Below are 24,570 nucleotides of genomic sequence, written 5' to 3' on the forward strand. Positions count from 1 at the left end.
AACACCACGATCATGGCCCACCTCATCCGCCGCGCTCTCGCAACTACGGTTGCAGGAGTCGCGATGATCTCACCTGTCATTGTCGCCACACCAGCCGGGGCGATCATCAGCGCGCACGACGCCAACCCCGCGTTCGCCGCCTCCGCAGTCCGGCTCTCACTCGGTGACATGAACTGCACCGGCACTCTGATAGCTCCGGAGTGGGTACTCACCGCAAAGCACTGCGTAGGTGAGGGCACCACCTCAGATGTCTCGGTGGGACCGACCTATCACGCCGAACACCACCACGCCCGTGAAGTCATCCTGCATCCGAACGTAGATCTGACGCTGGTCAAACTTGATCGACCGTCCACTGCGCCAGTCTCACCGCTCTCCGGACACCACATGCAGCCCGGCGATGTCGGCCAGGCAATCGGCTGGGGTGGTATCCGAGGCAGTATCGCACCCCCGGTTCAGGAATCCTCAGTGACGGTACAGCGCCGGGTCACCAATGTACCTAGTCCAGACCGGAGCGCCACGATGGTGGAGACGTGGGTAGATGCTGGACGAATCCAACCAGGTGATTCCGGCGGCCCCCTGTTCATGGATGGAACTGTCACGGGAATCATAGCAATGTCGAATGCAGGGACCGGGAACACGGTCGACGGCACCGTCGCCTGGTACGTCCCCGTGGCGGAGAACCTGGACTGGATCAGCAGGCACTCCGGTGCCCCGCGTCCGGCTGTCACCGGTTCCCCGGCACCACTCGTCGACGCCACCGCGTACCCGACGGTCGCTCCGGTGCTTCCCCCCGTACCGGCGGTGTTCGGCAGCAGTATGCCGCAGCTTCCGCCGGAACTGTCCTTCCTCACCGCCGGAATCCCGCTGGGTGTGCCGCCTGTCGGTTCCTCGTAGAAGCGACGCGCGCACTGAGGTAGTCCCCGGAAAGCCGAAAAGTCCCGGCTCCATCCGTGTGGAGCCGGGCCTTTTCGCGCGGGCCGGAGACGGCTACCAGATGGTCGCCCCGAGTTCAATCCCGAGACCGGAGACCGAGTCAATGAGGTCCCAAGTGTAGGCCTCCTTCGCACCGGCGAAGATTTCGTCGGCGGTACCGGACTCGACGACCTACCCCTGTTTCATCACGACGCTGTCGCCTGCCGTCTGCCGCGGGGCAGCGGGATCACGGATGATGAGAGCTTCACACCATCACCCCGACCCCAACAGACAACACGAGCAGAGCATGTGGAAAAGCGCCGAACCCGAAGGCTAATTCGAGCGGCCACCGTATCTCGTAGAATAACGGTCCAGAAACTGAAACTGTGGTGACACCTCAGAATCATCAACCCATGACAATCCAGGCCAGAGCCGTTTACATCAGGCGTCACGCTTCCCGGTCACTCGACGCGCAAGTCCAACAGCCAAGGGTAATGGGAAAAGAGTGTAGACAAGAATTTTGAGGTAGGGCTCCGTTTCTTCGAGGCCCAGGACATGAGCCAGCCTGCTATCGCCCAGTACCATTTCGGCGAAGCTCCAAACAATGATTTGGGTCGCCAGCCAAATCATCAACACCACCAGGAGGAATTTCAGTGATTTCATTTCGGAGTACAGTTTCCTCGTTCTGCAACAGTATTGATTTGATAAGAACCAACTTTCCATTGGTAGCAAGTTCCATCGTTGATGTGCCGTAGATTGTCTAGGGCGACTTTGAGAGACCACAGAGCAACCGTAGACCCTACCGTCACACAGAGAAGCCCGGCAACTGCCACAACCAAAGGATGACGGAGCCTAGCGACCTGTGCACACCCATACCCTACCGCCAGCGCAAGAGAAGCGCCGCCGGCGGATTTCAAGGCACGAAGCTCCCAACCAAACCAGTTAAAATAGACTCCCCAGCCGTAGGTAATCTGTGGATCCAGAACGATTTCCCCCTCAGTCTCCTGAGTGTCTACAATTTGCCTGAGAGAAGAACCATCGGCGCTAATTTCATACCATGTCTCAAGGGGATTGCCGTCCTCATCGACAGCCCACGGTGCAGAGATTACGGTTTCCGATACTGCAGAAACACCATTCCCAGTGTCCATGCGGAATCCGACAGAACCATCATCAAACACAACAGCTTCCACCCCTTTAGGCATAGATAACCCCCATTCCTTTTCGACAAAGTCTTCATGCTTCGCGACTACTTCTGTCTGAATTAGAGTGCCAACCTCAGAAGAAGCCCGTGCGACTGCGCCAGTTTCAACATCCGCAGCGTATTCAGTCCACGCAACGTCTTCAAGCTTGACGGAGTCACCAAACGAAACTGAAATTTCACCGAAATACGTGTCTCCAGTCACTCCTTCATCAGTTATCTCCGCTTTGGACGGACGAGCAACCTCAGCACGCTCGGAAACTCCTTGTTGGATTGCCTGTTTTCCGCAGCAAGTGCCGTTTCAACAAGACTCCCCTCTTCACCACCCACTTCTTGAGCAGAAGCAGCGGAAATGTTACTAACCCCCAAGACCACAGCAGTTACTACAGTTACAATTAGCTTAATAACGCTTGAACCGTGCATGATCACACCTCCACAGGTTAACCACAGATACACTACTAAACATAGGTAAGCCTACATATATAACGAACCCCTTGTAACCAATGAAACGGTACCGCTGATCCGGTGGTGCGTGACAAGCACAACGAACCACGTCCACGGATCTGTAGCAGACCCTGGCCCACCGACTTCCGCAACCAGGTGATCATCCTGTGCGTGGATCTCGTAACGCTCCCGGCGACAATTCTCGCCGATCTATTTCCACTCGGCGATGGTGTCCTCACCAGCATGCGGATCAAACAGTTTTCAACGAGCCCCGGTTCTCACACACGGACCGCACCCTGCTGATTTCCCTGTCCGCGCTACCCCGCCCCGGTTCCTGTCTGGCGGGCTTGCTCCTCACGGGGCGACCTGAGAAACGCCGAACCATCCGATCCTGCTCCACGCCCCCAACCGCCGCAATCTCACCCACACGGGTGCTGTTGGACGGATCAGCCTGCGGCACACGCTGCGACAGGCAGATCAAGAATCGATCACTGCGGGTCGTACGGCACGGATCATGCGGGGTGTTGTCCGCATCATCTGTCGTCAGGCGTCACCTCGGTCTGACACAGGCAGTTACCCTGCCACCGACACGCCATCGGCGCATACTCCCCGGTCTTATCGACCACGGCCAGACACGCGGGACGCATCCATGACAGGCACTGGGCGGGGCACCTGGTGGGAAACATTCCAGTTCAGACCGTAATCATGCACTCAACGTCACAGTGGCATGTGTCCCGTCCGATCAGCGGCTGCTTCGTTGCGCCCGGGGCGATCTGCTCGATTACCCAACGCTGCCCGTTACGCACCATATCCCCCACACCCGTGTCGCCCCCTCACAAACGCTCGGTCATCTGACCGCGCTCCTTCACGGCCTTTAGCGCCACACGGTTCAGAGGTCCCGCTTCGGGGCCACCAGATATTGCCCACTCTCGGCGGTACCACGCTTCCAGTCGTGCGGAACACCGTTCATCATGACGGTAGTCGAGCCTGCGGCCGAGCGGTCATGATCCGGTGGAGGTCCGCCGCACTCTCCGCATCTGGCAACTCGTGGGTCAGGATGGTCAGCAGTCCACCGTGCACCTTGCTTCGCTATGCTGCTGCGCGGTACCAAACAGCGACGCGAGCCTGTGTGCCGGGTGATTTTCAGGGTGCGCACCGTCTCCCGGGGGAGCATGCCTACCTCATCCACGAGGCCACAAGATTTTCGGCGTTCCGGCCGAACATCTGCCACTGCGGCCACCGGTTCCGCATCAGTCGTGCGGCCCGGAGCCCGGGCGATCATCTGCGCCGATACGGCTACGCTCCGCCCCTCTCCCATCTCGTCAGCCACTTTTTCCCATCAGAACCAACCCAACACCAGTTTTGCCGGGGTTCTTCCACACACTCCACACCGCCCTGAGCATAGGATGTTTTGTTGGCGCAGGCCGGGACAACGACAAAGCTGACACTCGAGGTCGGGGGTTGCCCTCCTAATACACCGTGAGCGAATCAACCGGCAGCGGCATGCCCGGCTCCTTCGCTTTCGCCATCATCTTGCTCCCGTACTTTCCGAATTGTGCACGGTATCCAGCTGGACGGATCCTCCTTAGCACCCGGACCCGATCCACCGACCGGAAAGGCCCGGTCCCGCTCGGGGAGAGCGGGACCGGGCCTTTCGTCTGGGACGAACTCGTCTAGATCGACACCCCGAGTTCGATCCCCAGTCCGGGAACGGAGTCGATGAGGTCCCGGGTGTAGGCCTCCTTCGCACCGGCGAAGATGTCGTCCGCGGTACCTGCCTCGACGACCTGTCCCTGTTTCATCACGACGATGTCGTCGGCGGTCTGCCGCACGACGGCGAGGTCGTGGGTGATGAAGAGGTAGCTGAGGTCGAGTTCCTCCTGGAGGTCCGCCATCATCTGGAGGATCTGGTTCTGCACCAGCACGTCCAGTGCGGAGACGGCCTCGTCGAGGACGATGACCTCCGGGTTGAGCGCGAGTGCGCGGGCGACGGCGATGCGCTGGCGCTGGCCACCGGAGAGCTCGTTGGTGTACCTGCGCATCGTCGACCGTGGCATGGCGACCATGTCGAGGAGCTCCGCGACACGGTTCTCGCGCTCCTTGCGGTTGCCCACCTTGTGCACCTTGAGGGGTTCCTCGATGCACCGGTAGATGGAGTACATCGGGTCCAGGGAACCGTAGGGGTTCTGGAACACGACCTGGAGCTTGCGGCGCATGGCGAACAGTTCGCGACGGTTCAGCGTCGACAGGTCGGTGCCCTTGTAGTACACCTTGCCGGAGGTGGGGTCCAGCAGGTTGAGCACCATGTTCGCGACGGTTGATTTGCCAGAACCGGATTCGCCCACCAGCGCGAGGGTCGTTCCCCTCCGGAGACCGAAGCTCACGTCGTCGACGGCCTTGAACTTCTTCTTGGCGCCCTTCGCACCCCGGATGTCGAAGACCTTCGTGAGGTTCTCGACCCGGATGACCTCCTCCGCGACCTCCGCGGAGGAGTGGCTCAGCAGTTCCGAGCTCTCCACCCCCTGTTCCTGTGCGGAACGGATGCGTGCACTCGCCAGGGACGGAGCGGCCTTCACGAGACGCTGGGTGTAGGGGTGCTTCGGGTCACGCAGGATCTCGAGTGACGGACCGGACTCCACGACGCGTCCGCGGTGCATGACGACGAGGTGCTCGGCACGTTCCGCAGCGAGTCCGAGGTCGTGGGTGATGAAGAGTACGGCGTTTCCGAGTTCATCCGCGAGCGTTCCGAGGTGATCCAGGATCTGCTTCTGCACCGTCACGTCGAGCGCGGACGTCGGTTCATCGGCGATGAGGAGGTTCGGCCGCGCGGCGAGACCCATCGCGATGAGCGCACGCTGGCGCATACCACCGGAGAACTCGTGCGGGTACTGCTTCGCACGGCGTTCGGCATCCGGAAGTCCTGCCTCCTCAAGAAGCTCAGCGACCCGCTTGTCCGCGCGGGAACCGGTCGCGATGTTGTTGGCCTTCAGCGACTCCTTGATCTGGGTTCCGATGCGCCACACCGGGTTCAGGTTACTCATCGGGTCCTGGGGGACGAGGCCGATCTCGGATCCCCGGTAGCTCTCCATCTCCTTGGATGAGAGCTTCGAGATGTCCTTGCCCTTGTACAGGATTTCGCCGTTGGTGACTCTGCCGGTTCCCGGCAACAGCCCGATCACGGCCATGGCGGTGGTGGACTTACCCGAACCGGACTCACCTACGATAGCGACGGACTGCCCCGGGTAGATCGTGAGGTTGACGTTCCGGACCGCCTCGACGGTGCCGGTGGACGAGGTAAACGAAACGCAGAGGTCCTTCAGCTCAAGCAGCGGATCATCTCCGTGGCGGTGCCCCATGTGGCGGGTGCCGTCGGCGTCCTGGGTGGTGGGGTTCACGGGATCGCTCATCGCTTCCTCGCCTTCGGATCGAGGGCGTCACGTACGGCATCGCCCATCATGATGAAGCTCAGCACGGTCAGTGCCAGAGCCATAGCCGGGTAGAAGAGAACCATCGGCTGAGTACGCAGCGAACTCTGCGCCTTGGAGATGTCCCCACCCCAACTGACGATCGTCGTCGGTAGGCCGATGCCCAGGAATGACAGCGTGGCCTCGGCCACGATGAACACGCCCAACGCGACGGTGGAGTAGACGATGATCGGTGCCGCCGCATTTGGCAGCACGTGGCTGGTCAGAATCTTCGCCGGTGAAGCGCCGACGGCACGGGCCGCCGTGACATATTCCTCGTTCTTCACACTCATCACGGCACCACGGGTGATGCGGGCAATGGACGTCCAGCCGAATAGACCGAGCACCAGAACGACGGTGATGATGGTGCGCTGTTCCTTGAACATCTGCATCACGACGATCGCGGCGAGCACCAGCGGAACAGCGAAGAATGTGTCGGTGATACGGGAGAGAATGGCGTCGATCCAGCCACCGATGTACCCGGCGAGCGAACCGATCACCGTTCCGATGAACACGACGAGCGCGGTCGTGAGGATACCGACGGTCACCGACGCACGGGCACCGTAGATGGTACGCGCAAAAATATCGCATCCTTGCCTGTCAAATCCGAAAGGATGCCCTTCACGGGGTCCTTCGAGAGAGTTCGACAGCTCACACAGTGCAGGATCAGTCGACGTGAACATCCCCGGGAAAACTGCCAGCAACACCGCGATAAGAATCAGAGTCGCAGAGAACCAGAACAGCGGGCGACGACGCAGGTATCGCCACGACTCGCCCCACACGCTGGTGGGCGCAGATTCATCGGCGACCGCATCAACGGCACCAAGACCTGTCTCGTCGGTCTCGGCGATGAAATGGTTCTGGCCACGCCGGTTCGAGGGGAACAAGGTGCCTGCGGCGTCATCGACGGTCGGGTTGGGCAATGGCTTGTCAATGTTGTCATGCATAGCGGATCCTCGGGTCGAGTACGGCGTAGAACAGGTCCACGAGAAGGTTCGCCAGGATGTAGACGACGACCAAGACGGTGGTGAAACTGACCACCGTAGTCGGCTCGCCCTTCAGGATGGCGTTGTATATCGTGCCACCGACCCCGTTGATTCCGAAGATACCCTCGGTGACGATGGCTCCGCCCATCAAGGCGCCGAGATCCGCACCGAGAAACGTGGTGACCGGAATCATCGAGTTCCGCATCACGTGGCGAACCATGACGTTGTTGTTGCTCAGGCCTTTTGCACGTGCTGTACGAACGTAGTCGGCGGTGAGATTCTCGGATACCGATTGGCGGGTCAACCGAAGGACATAGGCGAGGGAAACGGCTCCGAGAACCAACGCGGGCATGAGGAGGTTTTTGACCGTGTCGTGAGGTCCGACCGTGGACGGCAGGAGACTGAACTTCACTCCGACGACGTACTGGAAGACGAAGCCGATGACGAAGCTGGGTACAGCAATGACGATCAGGGACATGACGAGCACGGTGGAGTCGAAGATGCCACCCCGACGGACTCCGGCGATAAAACCGAAGCCGACACCGATGATGGCTTCGAAGATCAGAGCCATCACCGCCAGCTTGATGGTCACCGGGAATGCGGTGGCCATGACCGAGCTAACGGGTTGACCGGAGAAGGTGGTACCAAAATCGAGGGACAGGATTCCCTTGAGATACAGCAGATACTGAATGATGAACGGTTTGTCCAGGTTGTACTCGGCACGGATTCGCTCGGCGGTGGCCTCGGTGAGTCCACGATCACCTCCGAGGGCTTGCACCGGGTCACCGGGCATGAGGAATACGAGCGCATAAATCAGGAATGTCGCACCGAAGAAGACCGGAATCATCTGGAGCAGACGGCGCCCTACGTAACGCAGCATGGGGGTTCCTTCTGTCGAGGGAAGTGGGGGCGGAACAATCCCGGTTAGGAAAACACCGGGCTACCGCGCCAGGCCCCGGGTCGCCGGAAAACGGAGACCCGGGGCCTGGCGTCAACCCAGCTCACCTGAGTACTGGTCCGATCCGTTGGACGAATCGCACTACGGTCGGTGAGGAGTCGGTGGTACCGGGCGAACCGGCACCTCTGATTACTTCTTGGTGATCCCGTAGTAGATGGGCTGCGAGTTCCAGCCGAACTGGACGTTGTCAACAGCCGAGGACCAACCAGCCGTGACATTGGAGTACCACAGCGGGATGACGGGGAGGTCCTGAAGCAGGATCTCCTGCGCCTCATTGTAGAGCTTCGTGGATTCCTCAACACTGGATGCACTCGCGGCCTGCTTCAACTTCTCGTCGAACTCCGCCGAAGAGTAGTCGCCGTCGTTGGAGCCGGCACCGGTACCGTAAATCGGAGCGAGGAAGTTACCCACGGACGGGTAGTCGGCCTGCCAACCGGTACGGAACGCACCGGAGATCGTGCGGTTGGTCACGTCATCGCGCAGGGACTTGAAGTCCGGGTAGGGGTTGCCCACTGCGTCGATGTCGAGGGTGTTCTTGATAGAGTTCGCCACGGCATCGACCCATGCCTGGTGTCCACCATCAGCGTTATAGGAGATGGTGAACTGACCGCTCCACGGGGAGATCTCGTTGGCTTTCTGCCACAGTTCCTTGGCCTTCTCCGGGTTGTAATCGAGAACGTCGGAGCCCTTGAGTGAATCACTGTGGCCGTCAATCACGGGGGATGAGAAATCCGTCGCGGGAGTCCGGGTTCCGTCGAAGATCTTGTCGGTAATCTCCTCGCGGTTAATGGCCATTGAGATGGCCTCACGGCGGAGTTTACCTTCATCACCACTAAAGTGCTCCAGCTTCTCCGGGATGGTGAAGGACTGGAAGACTGCTGAAGGCTCGTTGACCCAGCGTCCGTCGAGCTCATTCTTGTACTTGGTGAAGGCAGAGTCCGGAATTGCATCGAGGACGTCAAGGTTACCGTCGAGGAGTGCAGCATAGGCCGAGTCCTGTTTGGGGTAGAAGACGAACTCGATGCCATCGTTCTGCACCTTGCGTCCGCCGTCGTAGTTCTCGTTGGGAACCAACGTCAGGGACTGGTTGTGCGCCCACTTCGCAACCTTGTAGGGGCCGTTACCGATCGGTTCCTGGCCAAAGGCATCCATGTCTTCGAAGGCTGAATCAGGCAGAGGATAGAAGGCGGAGTACCCGAGACGCAGCGGGAAATCCGCTTCCGACTGAGCCAAGGTAACGGTGAAGGTGTGATCATCGTTGATCTCGAGTCCGGTCAGCGGTTTGCCGTCCTCATAACCTTCGATCGGCTCAAAGAAGTAACTGGACAAGGTTTCGTTCTCGACAGCATAATTCCAGGCGTCCACAAAGTTCTTCGCCGTCACCGGGGAGCCGTCAGAGAAGGTCTCCCCTTCCTTGATCTTGATGACGAACTTCTTATTGCCATCCTCCGGAGTGATGGACTCAGCAAGGTCATTGTGCGGCTTACCCTCTGCGTCGTAGTACACCAGACCCGCAAAGATACTCTCGACGATGCGCCCACCACCGGTCTCGTTGGTGTCCTGCGGAACCAGCGGGTTCTGCGGCTCGGAACCCCAGGCAGTGATGTACTTACTATTTGACCCACTGCCGCTGCCTGTATCCGACGACGAGCAAGCGGACACGGAAACAGCAAGCGCAGCCGCGGTCATCGCGGCAATGGTCTTCTTCAAAGTCATGCGGGAACCTCCCAGTGTGGATGAACGGAAACCCGACAGTTGGGCGAGACTGAGCCCGTACCAGATTCAACTGCCTGTTTCATTGTGGGTCATTTTAACTGTGACACACCTCAATTATCGAGAACGGCACCCGCATCTGTCACATAGTTCACCTGCAGCAATTACACTCCACCGCACCAAAGCAAAGGAATTACCAGCACTTTTTCGGAAACACGGCCGATGCAGACCTTACGCGCGTTATTAAATCGTTATTGACACCGAGGTAAACGGGAAGTGAAACGACCTTGTAGATCGACGGCACGAGATCGTCAACACAGTTCCGGGAACACCACGTCCCGGCTGAGAGGTGCAAGATCCGGATCCGTCGAGTCCAGAGGAAAGAACCGGGCTTCAGCGATCTCAGCCAGAACTTCCGGCACACCGTGCAACGGGTGCAGGTAGGTGAATACGTCACAGTCCACGGTGCACCCGGCCTCATTCGCAGCTTTCGCACTGAATCGCCCGAGAGCAACAAGTGAGGCAGGTTCCAGGTCAATTCCAAGTTCCTCGAAAATCTCACGGACCGCAGTCTGACGTGCGCCCTCCCCTGGTTCGAGTTTTCCACCCGGAAGCATAAAAGATGCGGTTCCGCGCTTACGCACACTGAGAACATCGCCCGCCACATTACGGAGCACGACTGCCGCAATCCGTATCACTGTCATGCCAAACCAGCCTACCCGCCGTCAACAACAAGATCGACGGTGCTCAGGACGTTCTTCGGATCAGCAGCATGGCTTATTTCCTGTTCCTCCCAGTATCTCCACCAGTCAGCGAACCCTGGATCACGAGATAGCGCCCGATTCCGTCGAGTCTCAGTGGCAAGCTCCATCCTGACGGTGAAACACGGACCACGCCGGAGGGCAGCCCGCAAATTAGCCGGAGTCAGGGCCCCAACCCCCTCGACGATGAAGGTCTCCTCCGGATCCAGTGCGACCCACTCCCCCGGACGGTCCCTGCACCAGTCCCACCTGGTATACCCGGGAGCAATCGGATCCAGGACATCACGGGCAACCATCAGGCTGCCCTGTGCAAGCCCTCCCCAACCAGGGTAAAAGTCATCGAGGTGAATCACTCGGTGCCCCGTCCGTTCACCCAACCTGTCTGCGAGCGTCGTCTTGCCGGATCCCGAACGTCCCCCAATCAGAACTGTCCGGACCCCTCGGGCACAAGCATCGACAAGAACATCCACGACATCGTTCGACACATTTCTCAACATTACGCACCCAGGAAACGGAAGTCACCGGTCGCGACAGCAACCCCGAGTGACAGAAGTGACGCAGCGAGACAGACCGCCATCAGCAACCAATCCCATCCGGACAACCGAGTCGGACGCGCCCAGGTGCGCGGAACATCCGTCCCGAACGCTCTGGCCTCCATCGCCGTGGCCAACTTCGCACCGCGGCGTAGTGCAAGAACCAGCAGACCGAAGAGCATCGTCACCCCCCGGATGAGGCGAGCGTCATCAGCTAAACCACGGGACCTCCTGGCCCTGCTCATCGCCTGCCAATCCCGCTGAAACAAGGTAGCAAGCCGCACCCCGGCAACGGCACCGATGACAAATCTGGCGGGTAGACGCCAGATCTGCGCGAGGCTGTCCCCTAGATCCGTGGGGTCGGTCCTACCGATCAGAACCATTGCCGGAATCCCCACCGCAAACACGCGGACCATGATTGCCAACGCCAGTTGAATAGAGTTATCGGTAATGTGGATCCAGCCGAAGGAGAAGTATTCGGCCCCTTCCGGTCTGCCATACAGTGCCATCGACACGCCGGACAATGGAGCGGCGAGAAACAGGGGCCAGGCACGGATCAACAATTGCCGGATACCCGTACCAGTGAACGGCAACGCGACGATGATCAACGCCAGACAGCAGGATGCGGAAACGACATCGACGGAGAGCAGCAGCGGGGTAGTCAGGAACGCCAGCGCCGTGATCCTCGCGACTGGGTTTGTACGCGCCAACAGGTCAGGCATGCCCATCAACCTCTATCCTATGATCCCCGAGAACATGGGCAAAAAGCGGATCGTGTGTGATCGAAGCCAACGTGACCCCGTCATCCACCAGATCCCGGAGCAACAGGATGAGTTCCGTGAACGTCCTGCGATCCTGTCCGAACGTCGGTTCATCGAGAATGAGGACGGAAGGAGTCGTCACGAGTGCCGTCGCCACGCTCAACCGACGTTTCTGTCCACCCGACAGCGAGAACGGGTTGGCCTCTGCCAGATGCTCGAGACGCAGCCGCTCAAGGAGTTCATCGACCCGGGCACGGTCTGCCGCGGTGACAGCGTCCGCCGGAGGGTGACCCGTGAGACGCCGCCACAGACCGAAGCGTCCTCGGCGGCCCGCGGTAACCACTGGTCCGATCAACAACTCTGATCGAACTGTCCGGGCCACGAACTGGTGCTCAGGGTCCTGGAACACGAAACCGATCCTCGTGGCCAGCTCACGGGAGGACCAGGAGTGCGGCCCCCCGGACAGCTCCTCCGCCACCCTGTCACTCGCGAGCACCTCCCCACCGAGAGGGGACATCAGGCCTGCGAGAGTGAGCGCAAGAGTGGATTTACCGGCGCCGTTCGGTCCGGTGATAACGGTGGAACGTCCCTCGGGAAGGCGGAGGTTGCGGGGCGATCCCACAGGGCGTCCTTCCTCCCATCCGACGGTGAGTTCCCTGGCTTCCAGGGCGGGATCGGCATCCGTTCCTGGAGCGTGAGATCGTACCGGAGGAAGATCGAGGGGGATACCGGGGATCCAGACCCCTTCCTCCGCCAACCGGAGGCCCTCGGACGCGATGACCTCGTCAAGTGGACCAGCCGCGACTAGTCCCCGGTCAGCGCCCCCAAGAACCAGCGCGTAATCAATGATCGGGGACCAGATCTCCACCCGGTGTTCGACAACAATCAGGGTAGCCCCGGTTTCCCGCACGACCCTGTCGACGGCGTCACGAACCTCGGCGACGCCGTCCGGATCAAGGTTGGCGGTCGGTTCATCCAGGAGAATCAGGCGCGCCCCCATAGCGATGACACCCGCGAGGGCGAGCCGTTGTTTCTGACCACCCGATAGTTCGGCCGTGGGGTGATCGAGTGGAAGATCCAGGCCGACCATTTCCAGTGCACGGCCGACGCGGCGCCAGATCTCGGAACGCTCGACCCCGAGGTTCTCACAGCCGAAAGCGACGTCGTCACCCACACGTGATGAGATGACCTGGGAGTCCGGGTCCTGGAGGACCATTCCGACAACACCCCGAGCTTGTTCGGGAGGACGTCCCTCAACGAGCAACGAACCTGTCCGGTCACCTTCGTCATCACCACCAAGGACACCAGCGATCGCAGCGAGTAGGGTGGATTTTCCGGATCCGGATTCACCGAGCAGGAGGACCCGCTGCCCAGGTTCAATGTCAAGATCAAGATCCGAGATGGTGGGGCGGAGTCGACCAGCATGCCGCCAACCGAAACCGACGGCTCGGACTGTAGCTCCCCGAGGTCGATCACCGTGATACGACTCCGGCACCACGTTCTAGACCTGCCGCTGACGTTCACGCCCAGCAGCGAAACGGTCGAGTGCACCGGTCGCCGCAAGTGCCCGAACGAGCAGCCAGGAGAAAACACCGGCGATGACAGCACCAGAGATCAGGAGCGTGACTAGGTAGGTGACCTGGAACTCGGTGGATTTGGCAAAGTTACCGGAGAGGAAGCCCTCGAGAATCCACGCACCTGCACCTGCACCGGCACCGGCGAGTGCCGCGATGACCGGGCCAAAACGGTGGTAAAGGAAGATCGCAAGAATGATCTCGGCACCAATGCCCTGTGCGATACCGGAGTAGAGAGTACTGATCCCCCACTGGTTCCCGAGCCCAGCAGACACCGAGGCCGCGATAACTTCACAGAGTAGTGCGGCACCCGGTTTGCGAATCACGAGGCCTCCCAGAACCCCAGCGAACAGCCAGGGGCCGACTGCAAGACCACCGAGTCCGGGGGTCACTGCGTCGACTGCCTCGTAGAGTGCGTACCCCGGCCCGTTGTAAACCCAAAACACAAAACCTGCGGCGACACCGAGGACGGCAAGCGCAATGATGTCAATCACCCGCCAAGCCTTCCTCGACGGTGCGGTGACCGTGATCGGTGTACGGGATTCAGGCACAGATGTGCTCATTATTTTTCCTCTTCTCCCTAGCGCCGGCATTACCCGGATCAGGTTGTTACGGTCACCGGTACGCCACGCGGTGTGCACCGCGCGGTCAACCGACGTCTCAGCCCGATTCACGCTCGGGCACCCGTGGGACCGGACCAATGATACAGACCGCTATCAACCAACGCGAGGATGCCCACTGCAGCCATGTTCGCAGTAAGGTGGCGATTATTCCCCCCGATCACCCCACCCGAGAGCATGACCCCAACATCGGCAGTGAATATGCTATCCGGCGGCGCATGCCCAGCCCGAAGAATGCCACCACCGGCTACACAGGCTAACCTTAAGGAATGAAGAGCCACAGCAGTCCCGGCGGTAACACCAGTCACCGACTGCGCACGCTCCGGATTCACAACGATCGGAGTCTGATCATCACGGCCGCTGCCCTCGCAGTGGGATCAACCTTGATTACCGGATGTATAGGGCAGAACGCATCCGAGGTGTCGCTCATGGGAGACACCGGTACTGACCACATAACGACCAGTGGATCAGCCCCTTCCTCCCCCGAATTACCCGATGTCTCCCCTATCTGCTCCGCGGATCGACTCACAGCAACAATTGATTCAACCAGCGCCGGGGCCGGACACACCTTCCACGTCATCCGGCTGACCAACATCGGTGATCCTTGCACACTATCCGGATACCCTGGAGTATCGCTCATCGATGCGACCGGCAGCCAAGTGGGAGCGGCATCTGACAGGGAAAGCGGGGCGGAAGGATCCCCTGCGCTGCTCTATACAGGTGGTTCAGCGGTCTTCTCCGTGAGCTTCAGTCAGCCCTACGCCTACGGCCGTGATATCTGCGAACCCACCGAACGTGCCCGGCAACTGAAGATCTACCCACCGAACGACACCGGCTGGTTGACAGTGCCGATGAATGAACCGACCTGCGGATCGGAACAGGTTTCCACAATCTCCGTTACCGGGGTGAAACCGGGCTGATCGAGCTCCCCGAGATCTGTCATGGCAGCCACCTTTGGCTTCGTGCAATCGTGGGGCGTCTCAGCTCACACCCATAGAGTTCGGGGATTCAGGCATATTGCCGTCACCGTCGGCAGTCCGGGGCACAGATCCGGATTCAAGTCGTGCGCGCACAATCGCACGGTACCGCACGCCCCTCACCACGGGTAGGTTCTTCAGACATGGCCAGTGGACTCCTCGATTCAGCAGTACTACTCGGAACCGGTCTGCTTGGAATCTGCATCGCAGCAGGTCTCCTGGCCCGCCGCGTCAGAATCCGGCGCACCTGGTATCACACCGAAGGAACGGTGATAGACGCCATCCCACGTCCCGGCGCGCCCTCTGACGACCCATTCCTCTGTGCGGTGGTCAGCTTCACCGCCCCGGACGGCAGCCTGAGCCAATGGATAGACCCTCACCACACGACTTTCGCACGGGAACAAATCGGACAACGGGTCGAGCTGTTCATCACAGAGCACGGATCCGGCAAGGTTCTTCGCCCGCCGACTGTGGATCCCTTCTTCTTCCTTCTCACATTCCTCTCCGTCGGAGGTCTCGCCCTGATCATGACCGGTGTCGTACTCGGCACCGAGGCGACACTGCGTTAGCCCGTCTCCGGTCAACGACACGGTATGAGGCATTCGCCCGGGTGGTCCTCCGTCAGTAATACTGTCTCCATGCACACACCCGAATCCGAACGATCGCGGTCCATCTGATGGCCGGTGGACTCGCCGCTCTGCTTGATGACGTCGCTCTCATAGCCCGCTCAGCGGCAGCCAGCATCGACGATGTCGCGGCGGCAGCCGGTCGTACCAGTGCGAAAGCCGCCGGGGTGGTCGTCGATGATGCGGCGGTGACACCACGCTTCGTCCAAGGGGTACGCCCTGCAAGAGAACTGCCCATAATCTGGCGGATCGCCAAAGGATCCCTATTCAACAAACTCATCATCATCCTGCCGCTGGCCCTCCTGCTCAGTGCTGTTGCACCGTGGCTACTCACCCCGATTCTGATGCTGGGCGGCACCTACCTCTGCTACGAGGGCGCGGAGAAGGCGTGGGAGAAGTTCGTCGGTACCGGTGAGGGACACGACACCCCTGTCCGGGAATCCGGACCGAATGCAGAAGACAAATTGGTGAAAGGGGCGATCACCACCGATCTCATCCTAAGCGCCGAAATCATGGTGATCTCCCTCAACGAAGTATCCACAGAACCGTTCTGGACCCGGACATCAGTACTGATCATCGTCGCCCTGGGCATCACCGCCCTCGTCTACGGAGCTGTCGCCATCCTGATCAAGATGGATGATGTGGGTCTGAGATTCGCACAACGCCCGGGCCGCAGGTCAAAAAATTTCGGTCGTGGCCTAGTGACGGCAATGCCGAAGGTTCTGGACACCATCGCGGTCATCGGCACCTTCGCCATGCTCTGGGTAGGCGGACACATTCTCCTCGTCGGACTGGACGAACTCGGATTCCATGCCCCACACGGGTTCGTACACCACCTCGAAGAGAGTGTACGCGGCTGGTCCGCTATCGGAGGAACCGCGGCATGGATCGTGAACACGTTCTTCTCCATGATCCTCGGTGCAATCTGGGGCGGCATCGTCCTCGCCGTCATCCATGCGCTTCCATTCGGGAAGAAACACTGACCTGAACAACGACAACGGCTCCACCCCAGTACAGAGGGCGGAGCCGTTTTGTCGTGCAGCACAGAATCTAGCGGGACGTACCGAGTCGACGGTAGAGGATGTAGCAGCCGACGAGGATCAACAGAATCGGCAGAATCTTGAAGATTCCTACAACCGCACCAACGAAAGCAAGGATCAGCGCAATGGATGCGAGAACGATGGTCGCGGCCCCGAGAGCAAGCGAGTACATCTTGTTGCGCTCCCAGGTGAAGAAGCCTGCCACTCCCGTAATCACGGCGAGGACAGTAAAGGTAACGGTGGCACCGAACATGATGTGGTTCTCCTGTGTTTTTGTCTGCCCAAATGGGCTTATCAACGTCGCAACCGTGAAAGGACCGGCCGCGGATGTTCGATCATACGTTACTTTCCCGTCCGATCCGCACTCGCGGTACACAGATCAGAAATCACGGGAAACACTACTGCACGAACGTCAGGTAGATGAGCAGGAAGTTGAGGGCCACGATAGCCACCGAGATCGCGGCCATCGCCGAACGCACCCACACGTTGTCCCGCCACTGCCCCATCACAGCCCTGCTCCGTCAAGCAGAATGATGGTGAGCGGGATACCGAAGGAGGGCGCAACCTGCGAGAGAACCGGCGCCCATCTCGGGTCCGGATAGAGCCAGAGGATCAGCAGGGCGGGAATCAGGGTGATCACCCGCGTAGCACCAGCGGAACCCGGGTGTTCAGGAGAGCGGCCATGATCTCCGAGCCGGCCTAGGCACCGACGGAGGTGGACGCCAGGCCGGAGGCGAGCAACCCGATGGCGAAGATGACACCGATCACCGGGCCCAGCGCCTGCTCGATCGCGTGGTGCGCGCCCTCGATACTGTTTTCAGGTACAGCAGGAGGTATCCAAAGGAGTTCGCGGCGGTTCGCACGGAATGCGAGGCGAGAGTCGCGGAGTCACGGACGTGGAGGTAGCGTGCAGGTTCCACGCCACCGCGAAACGAACGTTGCATGCGTGAAATCTACGCGTCTGCAACCAACCCTACGAACCCCCACTAGGTCGCCCGGATTGAGGGAACAACGGGCCATGTCCCGGACCGCCCATTAAGGATCGACAATCCGTTGGCCGGGCTTCTCTCTCATTCACGCCCCACCTCCGCGACTCAGATCAGTCGAAGGACAGACCGTGACGGACCGGGTCACCGTTGGAGGCGACCGGCCTCAAGCACCAGGTCCTTGAGTGGCCTGATCCCCTCAGGAGTCTCAAGTGCCCAAAACGCGAGACCACCCATGTTGGTCACGCCCAGGAAATGAGAGGCTTCTTTCAGTGACTCGAACTGCTCCATACCGTCGATCACCAGAATTCCGTCATCATTGATGACGGCGTCGACGACCCAGTCCGGGGCCAGAGGATCGAGAAGATCGCCGGGAGCCAGGATTCCGGACTCGATCAACTCGGCCAGTGAAGGTTCATCGATCGTTTCGGCAAACTGCGGAACCCGCTCCATCGTCTTTCCCGCGGTCGATCCAGAAAGAAGCTGATAGGCGTCGCGAGTGACCCCGGCCATAAGGCGCCGCCTCTCGCTGAGGAATTCCTCGTAGCTCATGTTCTCCCAATCCTGGGGAAGCGCATGCCAGTACATCTGCTTCTCCAACCACTCAGCAGAGACGGAACGCTCCTCGACGAGCTTCGGCCAATAGTCGGACGGCGAACCATCCGCGATCCTGATGTTGGTGTTCCAATCCGTCGTCGCAAAGTTGGCTGCCTGATTAATCCTCTTGATGTCGGTGATCCCCAGCACCTTCTCCTGATACGCCCTCGGGAACAGGTGATGCCCTTCGGTTCCTTTGACCGCAGGCTGGGAGGGGTCCATCCAATCGACCACGCGATCATCCAGCATGAACATCTTCGCGTCGAGCACGTTGAGGGCCGCCAGGTAGCACTGATAGTGCGGGGACAGTCCCGGTCCTGAGGTGATGAGATTCTGCGGAAGGTTGTACTCCCAGAAATCCGGCGTCAGCTGTGAACCGATGATTTCGTCGAGCAATGCCACGAAGCCTCCGGCATCCCCCTCATCAACACCGGAGATACGATCGAGATCCTTCTGGATCTGGGATTCCGAGGAACCCGTGTACCGGCCGGTCATCTGGGCCATGAACAACCAGCGTGCACTGAGATTCCGTAGGACAGCCAGTTCCACCTGGTACCGTGTTCGCCCCAGGAGGAAGACAACATAGGAGTAGATGATGTTCATGTTCGACGTCAGGTTCGCGGCCTGACGGAAAACCCGCCGTCCTGATCGCCCGCACATACTCCGTCCAACTGACCTGGTTCGTGACCACCGGAAGTGCGGACATGAACTTCTCGAGCTCGACTTCCTGACGGGATGAATCGACTTGGCCCGTGGTCTTGTCTTTCGCCTGCAGTGCAGCGTACGCATCCTGGAGTCGACCGCGCCCCTGCCCGACCGCGACCAGGGCGCGAACAACGTGGCCGGTCTCGACCTCGATGTAGGGGTTCTGGGCCGTCCAGGTGACCGGAGCACCGGCGATCTCCGAGGCTCGTTGCGGGCTGATCCTCGAATTCCTCGCGAACGCCTCGATCTGTTCGCGCCCCTCCGGCCAGAAGACACTGAGCCAGGTCAGGATGTAGTCGTAGGCCTTCAGCCGTACCCCCTCAGAATTGATCCGGACGAATACGTCCGCCACGAGCTTCTTGTCCACGTCCTTCTGAATGTGCACCACATTGAACTGATAGTTTTTGAGCTCGGTGAGCCGTGCGAAGACCGACTCCACACGCTCCTCCTCGTCCTCCGAGAGTTCGATCTCCGCATTCTCACAGCGTTTCAGGAAAGCTTTACGGGCAGCGATGGGCGAGGTGAAGCAGGTCGAGATGTCCTCGACCCACTGCACTGATTTCGCCAGCGCGGGGGTACGGACCTCAAATCTCTCACTGAACGGGTTGAAGGAGATGACGATTCTGCGCTGTCGGTACGCTTCGTCCCGGACAGGATGCCCCTGCATGGCCGCATAGAGACTTGTCAACCGCTGTTGACCGTCGATGATCTGATGGCTCGCGGACATCTGCGCGGAAGCACTGATTCCTCGCGTCTCGCCCTCCGCGGGCACATCCCAGAACATCAGTTCCCCGACCGGGTATCCGCGGTACATCGAGTCAAAGAGATCCCGAACCTTGGTCGCGGGCCAGACGAAGGGCCGTTGGAGATCCGGAAGCTGAATCTGTCCCGTACTGACACCATTGACGAGCTGCCCCACCTGCCAGGGGACGGTCTTGAAGATTGCGGTCATGTTCTACCTTCCACCGGGCTTCAGCGCCCTCGGATATATCGGGGAGATGAACACATTCAACCATCAGCGCACTGGCGGCGAACATACACGGGGAACGCCGTGGCCGACTCATCGGCCGGACGGGTCCCGAGACTCACTGGTCAAGCAATTTTTCCATCGTAGGACCACTTCCCCCGTGAATGCCCCTGACAGCTCCCCTGTTTTCCTGAAAAGACACGGAAAAGTCCCTGCCACCACTTCACAGGTGAAGCGCCAACAGGGGCTGTGCAGCGTGAATCAGACGTTGAACTTGAAGTCCACGACGTGTTGAGTAGGTCTAACGTCGCACATTAGATCGGAACTCACCACGTCACCAGAGTTAGTGACGTCAGGTTCGGACTGTAGCTCTCGTTTCCCTAGCGTTTCCCGTGGCGTCGGTCCACGTAACCACGCAGTCGACCGCGTCAGGTGACCCCATAGCCAGCAGCAGCGGGAATCGCACTTCCTGATTGGGCGGAATCGTTCCGAGAGGACCTTTCTCTCGATGAACGTGGAACAGTGCGTTCTCCTGCAGATCGAGGAACTCAAAGTCGACACCGCTTGCCGGCCCGCGGGAGGAGTTATGGAGCACGAGTGACCAGTGCCGCTGGGTCTTGATTCGGCCCTTGCTGTCAGTCGTCACGTTCTCGCGCACCTCGGCGCGCGGCCACACCCCCTCAGAAGGGTCCGTCTCCTCTGGCTGCACATCCTTCGAGGACTCGACCGCCTGCTGGAACTGCGCCGTCGCTCGGCTGAGGAAGTTATTGAGGTGACCAATGAGAGTCCCGTCGTTGCCGTACTCAAGGACGAGTGCGGACCTACGCAATTTTTCCAGGTAGATACCGAGCCGGTGGCGCTCATCGAGCGCCGTGCCACTCAGAGGCGGGCGCGGAGTTGTGTTGACGAGGACCGCCACCGACTTTCCCGACGCCACGAGGGCCTCGATCTCTTCGGCCGTGCCCGACTCGGCTTCACCGGTCGGCGTCCCAAGACGATCTTGGAATAGCGCCACAGCGAGGTCAGCCTCCTCGACAATCTGATGGTTGAGGATCGCCTGCGGTCGTTCGCCGAACTCGGAAGCGGCATGCTCGGTCCAGGACACGGGCAGAACCGTGAGACCGACATGGCGACCGAGGTTGAGATTCCACTGGCTGATGGTCTTACGGATGACGGCCATGTCCTCGAGTGGCACGTCGCCTGGGGCAGAGATGAGTAGGTGGAGTGCGAGCGTGGGATAGGCCATTAGTAAGGATCCTTGGTCGTCAGAGGATTAGGGGAACGGTCACGTATGGCGCAGAGGTCATCCGTCGCCGACGATTCGCAGGACCGGGCGCTCGTCGATGTCGCCAAGGAGGTTTCGGACCTGCCGGGGGCTGATCTTGAGGGCCTCGGCCAGGGCCGGAACGCCCGCACCGTGCTCCCCGGCGAGTTCGGCGGCCTTCCTCAGCAAAGTCGGCACCTCGCCCGGGTAGGCGCTCGAGGGGTCGGCCGACAGATCGTTGACCATCTCTAGGCGCTGATAGGCCCTGCGCGCCGACGACTCCGTGGTGCGACCGCGCTCGACCATCCGGCGCACCAGCGAGTGCGGAGACACGCCCCACGTCCGTCCCAGACGGTCGAGTGCGGCGAGGTCGAGACGCTGCGGCAGAGCTGCATCCATGGATGCGGCAGGGGTGAGGAACGCCGCGGCGAACTCGTCCGCTTCCTTCTCGACCGCAGCGCTCTGCTCACCGGAATCGGCGTGCAGCAACAGGTGCCCGATCTCGTGGGCGATGGAGAACCGGTGCCGGAACACGTTTTCGCTCCGTCGCGGTGTCGTGACGATGATCGGCCGGTCGACGATGACGACCGAGAACGCGTCCACGGCATCGATCTCGTCGCGTGGACGGACCGCGACGACGATGCCGTGCGACTCTGCTGTGGCGACCAGATGCTTGACCGGGCCGTCGGGCAGACCCCAGTGGCGTCGCAGGAGTGCGGCTGCTTTGGCGGGCGAGCTGCTGAAGTCAACTGTTGGGAGGTCGACCTCGGGAAGCCTGACGTGACGTTCGAGGGCGAAAGTCAGTTCCCACATCAGAGTCGCCGTCGCCAGTGCCTTCTGGCGGTCACTCACGCGAGCCGACCTCAGGCTGCGGAAATGAGCGTTGACCGTGTCAATGCGAGCCAGTGGCCGGCCGACGGCGAAGAAGTCAGGACGGACGTCCAGCGCCTTCGCCAAACGGTCTAGGACGTCGGTACGAGGTGAGTTTACGCCCGCCTCGTACTGGCCGATCGCTGCGGGGGAGACGCCTACCTCGGAGGCCAGGGCGGACTTGGTCACCGACCGACGAACGCGAGCTTGGGTCAGGCGCGCCGGCTCAAAGCGGCCGTGTATCTGCGCCGTTCCCGAGACGTCGAACAGGCTCGGGGTGTCATAGCGCATCGGGATCGATGCCTTCCTGTTCACGCGGCTCGACGACGGGCTCGACCGGAGTGCCGTGGTCGAAGGACTCGGCGTCGGAAACCTCCGGCACAATATTCCCCTCCGGCTCCCAAATGGACTCGCGCCCATGCAGCTTGACTTCGCCAGAATCGTCAAGCTCAGCGACAGCCCACTCGATCGACTGTAGCTGGCGCGGCGAGGAGTGGACCATGACAAGCACCACGGGCATAAATCCGACCACCTCGCTCAAGAGGCGCTTGACTTTGGCCTCATCCGTGTTCTCGGACACCCCCTCGTGATCAAACTCATCCCCAAATCCGGATTCAAACAGAGTAGGGGCTGGCGGCTGGGCTGAGAATACGTTCTTCCTCGTCGGACTCGACGCGAAGTCGCTCTCCGCGCCAAGAGTACTCGAGACCCTCCAAGTGTAGAGAATACAGTCACTAACAACGGGGAGCTTGTAGCCAGCAGGTGACAGCTTGTGCGACTGATAGCCACGATTGGCAAACGCCTCCTGCACGTCGTCGAGCAGGTCACGCCACTGGCTACCGAACACGATAAAGTACCGCGAGTCCGATACCTGGTGGGCTTCCGCCGCGCGGTCGTGGCGGGACCGGATGACCTCAACGAGCAGGTCGCGAGTATCGTGAGCGCGGGAGCCGAGAGCCTCGGCGGGTGAGCGTGGAACCATCGTGGACCTTCCAGAATTAGCGCGTCCTCAGCCGTGAATTCGGCCAAGACAGTAACTTTAGTATACGGCGCGAATCGAGCACTGGCACTTTAGGACTCACTACGGAGTTTACCGAGGATGGTCGCACCCCCGGGGGATTGACCGTGCCCCGTCAGAACGCAGAATCCCGCGTGTGCTCAACCACAAGCCGCGGAAGAAGACGGTCCCCCACGTCGCCACGCGATGCCACGTCGTCGAGAGAGACGATGATGTCGACGTTAGATCACGGCTCGAACCTCCCGGCTAAGCCCATCGCCTTGTTGCACACGTTCCGGGGAGTCGTCCCTACCCACGGACAGAGTGACTCCAGATTCCACTGTGACAGCAACGACGCAATCAAGCTTTGACACATCTAGTCAACGGCATGAACCGGTCGGCGTAGCCGATGAGACTCGTGACCAGCATCAGAACCTGGACACAGTTGCGCTTGCTGAACTGACGCGAGGAGACACCATGCACGCTCGCATGGCGCGAGTAGTAGTTCGGCACCTTGTCGCCCTTGTGCTGCCAGAACTCTTCGTGGGCGTTCCAGATCGGCAGCCAGACCATCGCCTCGTGGACGCCCATTTCATCAATGGCGCTCGGCACGTCCGCGTCCTTCTTCCGATTCGTGATGGGCCGTCGGGCGGCCTGGTCGGGGTAGAAGCGGTAGATGAGTGTGTCGAGCGTGACGGTAAACATCGCTTGGGCCGAGCGGAAGTGCCCAGAACGCATCGCGCCGAGCCCGTCGAGTACAAACTCGAGCTCGTCGCCGACTACGTCGTGGTTCGCCTGCTCAAGAACAGTGGCGCAGTCATCGGTGATTGTCTTGTAACAGTCGCCCAGCACCCGCCGACGACCCGAGCGGTTCTGTGCCCGAAGCAGGCGAAGCGCTGTGCGGCCGCGCGGCACTAGGTAGAGCGGGATGCCCTCCTGCTCGAGGAACTCACGCACTTGATAAGCCTTGATTTCGTCTACGTGGCTCCTCAGATTAGGCGGGAGGAGCGTACGGTTGAACTCGCGCAACACCGGGTCGAAGAGCGGCTTCAAAGAGCCGCGCAGCCCGTCAAGCACCGCTGATTGCTGGCTCACAATCTGCATGGGTATCGATTCGACCGCTGGACTGACTCCCACGCCCTTCAGCGCCGGAAAGTCGAGCATCTGAGTCGTGAACGTCGGAAGGCCCGCACTGATCGACGCCACCTGCGACTGGACACGCTCATTGTACGGCTCGAGTACTTTATTGACTAGGGCGTTATAGTCAGGAAACAGCAAGTTCATCTGCTCCTCCAAACGCCGGTTCATCGACCTCGTGATGTCCCGCGCGTATACCGAGGTATCCGGAACCATCCCCTTCATCTGCGCCCGTATGGGCTCAAGCCTTTTCGCGACGACGTCCCTGCTGGGCCCCAACAACGACGCATATCCTGGCGACAGTCGAAACCTCGCCTCGTCGTCCGCAGCAGGGTCTCCGCTCTGCTCGCTCTCAGAGTTGCGCTCGCTCTCTTGGGCGGGCTCGAGATCGTCCTCACGATCATCGTCGTCGCGTGTCATAGCACTCTCCTTGTCGCCCACGCTCGCCCACACCGACGCTGCATCATTGAGACCGCTGTC

At 60.4% G+C, this 24,570-nt stretch carries 25 protein-coding genes and 1 riboswitch; of the genes, 4 read left to right on the forward strand and 21 right to left on the reverse strand.

The genetic code is table 11. The features are described 5' to 3' along the window. Positions 1-12 precede the first annotated feature (12 nt). Positions 13-894 carry a trypsin-like serine protease gene (locus QWU44_RS07985; RefSeq protein WP_370915154.1) on the forward strand — a complete coding sequence of 294 codons (882 nt, stop codon included), beginning with the start codon at positions 13-15 and terminating at the stop codon, positions 892-894. Positions 895-1,353: 459 nt separating this feature from the next. Here QWU44_RS07985 and QWU44_RS07990 read toward each other — a convergent pair whose 3' ends face one another. The 11 genes from QWU44_RS07990 to QWU44_RS08040 all read right to left on the reverse strand — a co-directional run bounded on the left by QWU44_RS07990 (position 1,354) and on the right by QWU44_RS08040 (position 13,867). Further along, entirely contained in the window at positions 1,354-1,575 is a 222-nt protein-coding gene (locus QWU44_RS07990) for a hypothetical protein (RefSeq protein WP_370915155.1), read from the reverse strand. Next, on the reverse strand, positions 1,572-2,315 hold the full coding sequence (locus tag QWU44_RS07995) for a hypothetical protein (RefSeq protein WP_370915156.1): 744 nt from the start codon (positions 2,313-2,315) through the stop codon (positions 1,572-1,574). Before QWU44_RS07995 ends, QWU44_RS07990 begins: the two co-directional genes overlap by 4 nt. Positions 2,316-4,227: 1,912 nt before the next feature. After that, positions 4,228-5,910: a dipeptide ABC transporter ATP-binding protein gene (locus QWU44_RS08000; RefSeq protein ID WP_370915366.1), complete on the reverse strand. Its 1,683-nt coding sequence runs from the start codon at positions 5,908-5,910 to the stop codon at positions 4,228-4,230. A gap of 47 nt (positions 5,911-5,957) precedes the next feature. Beyond that, positions 5,958-6,965 carry an ABC transporter permease gene (locus QWU44_RS08005; RefSeq protein WP_198735564.1) on the reverse strand — a complete coding sequence of 336 codons (1,008 nt, stop codon included), beginning with the start codon at positions 6,963-6,965 and terminating at the stop codon, positions 5,958-5,960. Then, positions 6,958-7,884 (reverse strand): ABC transporter permease, encoded by a 927-nt coding sequence (locus tag QWU44_RS08010; protein WP_198735563.1) that lies wholly within the window; start codon positions 7,882-7,884, stop codon positions 6,958-6,960. The genes QWU44_RS08005 and QWU44_RS08010 overlap by 8 nt, the downstream gene beginning before the upstream one ends. Before the next feature lie 207 nt (positions 7,885-8,091). After that, positions 8,092-9,678 (reverse strand): ABC transporter substrate-binding protein, encoded by a 1,587-nt coding sequence (locus QWU44_RS08015; RefSeq protein ID WP_370915157.1) that lies wholly within the window; start codon positions 9,676-9,678, stop codon positions 8,092-8,094. Positions 9,679-9,986: 308 nt separating this feature from the next. Continuing rightward, positions 9,987-10,379: an NUDIX domain-containing protein gene (locus QWU44_RS08020; protein ID WP_370915158.1), complete on the reverse strand. Its 393-nt coding sequence runs from the start codon at positions 10,377-10,379 to the stop codon at positions 9,987-9,989. A gap of 11 nt (positions 10,380-10,390) precedes the next feature. Further along, positions 10,391-10,921 carry a hypothetical protein gene (locus QWU44_RS08025; protein ID WP_370915159.1) on the reverse strand — a complete coding sequence of 177 codons (531 nt, stop codon included), beginning with the start codon at positions 10,919-10,921 and terminating at the stop codon, positions 10,391-10,393. An 11-nt stretch (positions 10,922-10,932) separates the two neighbouring features. Beyond that, positions 10,933-11,691, reverse strand: coding sequence for an energy-coupling factor transporter transmembrane protein EcfT (locus tag QWU44_RS08030; RefSeq protein ID WP_370915160.1), 759 nt, complete (start codon positions 11,689-11,691; stop codon positions 10,933-10,935). Continuing rightward, positions 11,684-13,225, reverse strand: coding sequence for an ABC transporter ATP-binding protein (locus QWU44_RS08035; protein WP_370915161.1), 1,542 nt, complete (start codon positions 13,223-13,225; stop codon positions 11,684-11,686). The genes QWU44_RS08030 and QWU44_RS08035 overlap by 8 nt, the downstream gene beginning before the upstream one ends. Before the next feature lie 6 nt (positions 13,226-13,231). Beyond that, complete coding sequence (locus QWU44_RS08040; protein WP_370915162.1) at positions 13,232-13,867, reverse strand: ECF transporter S component; 636 nt, start codon at positions 13,865-13,867, stop codon at positions 13,232-13,234. After that, a riboswitch (TPP riboswitch) is annotated at positions 13,865-14,002 on the reverse strand. It overlaps the preceding gene by 3 nt. Before the next feature lie 191 nt (positions 14,003-14,193). Between QWU44_RS08040 and QWU44_RS08045 the strand changes: the two genes are divergently transcribed. From QWU44_RS08045 to QWU44_RS08055, 3 genes are all read left to right on the forward strand, one after another. Continuing rightward, positions 14,194-14,844: a DUF4232 domain-containing protein gene (locus QWU44_RS08045; protein WP_370915163.1), complete on the forward strand. Its 651-nt coding sequence runs from the start codon at positions 14,194-14,196 to the stop codon at positions 14,842-14,844. Positions 14,845-15,044: 200 nt separating this feature from the next. Continuing rightward, positions 15,045-15,470 (forward strand): DUF3592 domain-containing protein, encoded by a 426-nt coding sequence (locus QWU44_RS08050; protein WP_370915164.1) that lies wholly within the window; start codon positions 15,045-15,047, stop codon positions 15,468-15,470. Between the two features lie 107 nt (positions 15,471-15,577). Further along, entirely contained in the window at positions 15,578-16,510 is a 933-nt protein-coding gene (locus QWU44_RS08055; protein ID WP_370915165.1) for a DUF808 domain-containing protein, read from the forward strand. Between the two features lie 67 nt (positions 16,511-16,577). Here the strand turns inward: QWU44_RS08055 and QWU44_RS08060 are convergent, their stop codons facing one another. The 10 genes from QWU44_RS08060 to QWU44_RS08105 all read right to left on the reverse strand — a co-directional run bounded on the left by QWU44_RS08060 (position 16,578) and on the right by QWU44_RS08105 (position 24,510). Next, entirely contained in the window at positions 16,578-16,820 is a 243-nt protein-coding gene (locus QWU44_RS08060; protein ID WP_370915166.1) for a hypothetical protein, read from the reverse strand. 252 nt (positions 16,821-17,072) lie between these two features. Next, the gene (locus QWU44_RS08065) at positions 17,073-17,207 is read right to left on the reverse strand and encodes a hypothetical protein (RefSeq protein WP_370915167.1); all 135 of its coding nucleotides are present in this window, start codon (positions 17,205-17,207) and stop codon (positions 17,073-17,075) included. Between the two features lie 59 nt (positions 17,208-17,266). Continuing rightward, positions 17,267-17,335, reverse strand: coding sequence for a hypothetical protein (locus QWU44_RS08070; RefSeq protein WP_370915367.1), 69 nt, complete (start codon positions 17,333-17,335; stop codon positions 17,267-17,269). Next, positions 17,332-17,511, reverse strand: a complete 180-nt coding sequence (locus tag QWU44_RS08075; RefSeq protein WP_370915168.1) for a hypothetical protein — start codon at positions 17,509-17,511, stop codon at positions 17,332-17,334. The genes QWU44_RS08070 and QWU44_RS08075 overlap by 4 nt, the downstream gene beginning before the upstream one ends. 186 nt (positions 17,512-17,697) lie before the next feature. Further along, on the reverse strand, positions 17,698-18,654 hold the full coding sequence (locus tag QWU44_RS08080) for a hypothetical protein (RefSeq protein WP_370915169.1): 957 nt from the start codon (positions 18,652-18,654) through the stop codon (positions 17,698-17,700). Further along, entirely contained in the window at positions 18,575-19,807 is a 1,233-nt protein-coding gene (locus tag QWU44_RS08085; RefSeq protein WP_370915170.1) for a DUF262 domain-containing protein, read from the reverse strand. Before QWU44_RS08085 ends, QWU44_RS08080 begins: the two co-directional genes overlap by 80 nt. A gap of 367 nt (positions 19,808-20,174) precedes the next feature. Continuing rightward, positions 20,175-21,068: a hypothetical protein gene (locus QWU44_RS08090; protein ID WP_370915171.1), complete on the reverse strand. Its 894-nt coding sequence runs from the start codon at positions 21,066-21,068 to the stop codon at positions 20,175-20,177. A 57-nt stretch (positions 21,069-21,125) separates the two neighbouring features. Further along, entirely contained in the window at positions 21,126-22,271 is a 1,146-nt protein-coding gene (locus QWU44_RS08095) for an XRE family transcriptional regulator (protein ID WP_370915172.1), read from the reverse strand. Then, on the reverse strand, positions 22,237-22,938 hold the full coding sequence (locus QWU44_RS08100; RefSeq protein ID WP_370915173.1) for a hypothetical protein: 702 nt from the start codon (positions 22,936-22,938) through the stop codon (positions 22,237-22,239). Before QWU44_RS08100 ends, QWU44_RS08095 begins: the two co-directional genes overlap by 35 nt. Before the next feature lie 375 nt (positions 22,939-23,313). After that, the gene (locus tag QWU44_RS08105) at positions 23,314-24,510 is read right to left on the reverse strand and encodes a hypothetical protein (RefSeq protein ID WP_370915174.1); all 1,197 of its coding nucleotides are present in this window, start codon (positions 24,508-24,510) and stop codon (positions 23,314-23,316) included. Positions 24,511-24,570: the final 60 nt, after the last annotated feature.

The organism is Corynebacterium sp. CCM 9203 (assembly GCF_041357675.1).
In the GTDB taxonomy this organism is placed as follows: Bacteria; Actinomycetota; Actinomycetes; order Mycobacteriales; family Mycobacteriaceae; genus Corynebacterium.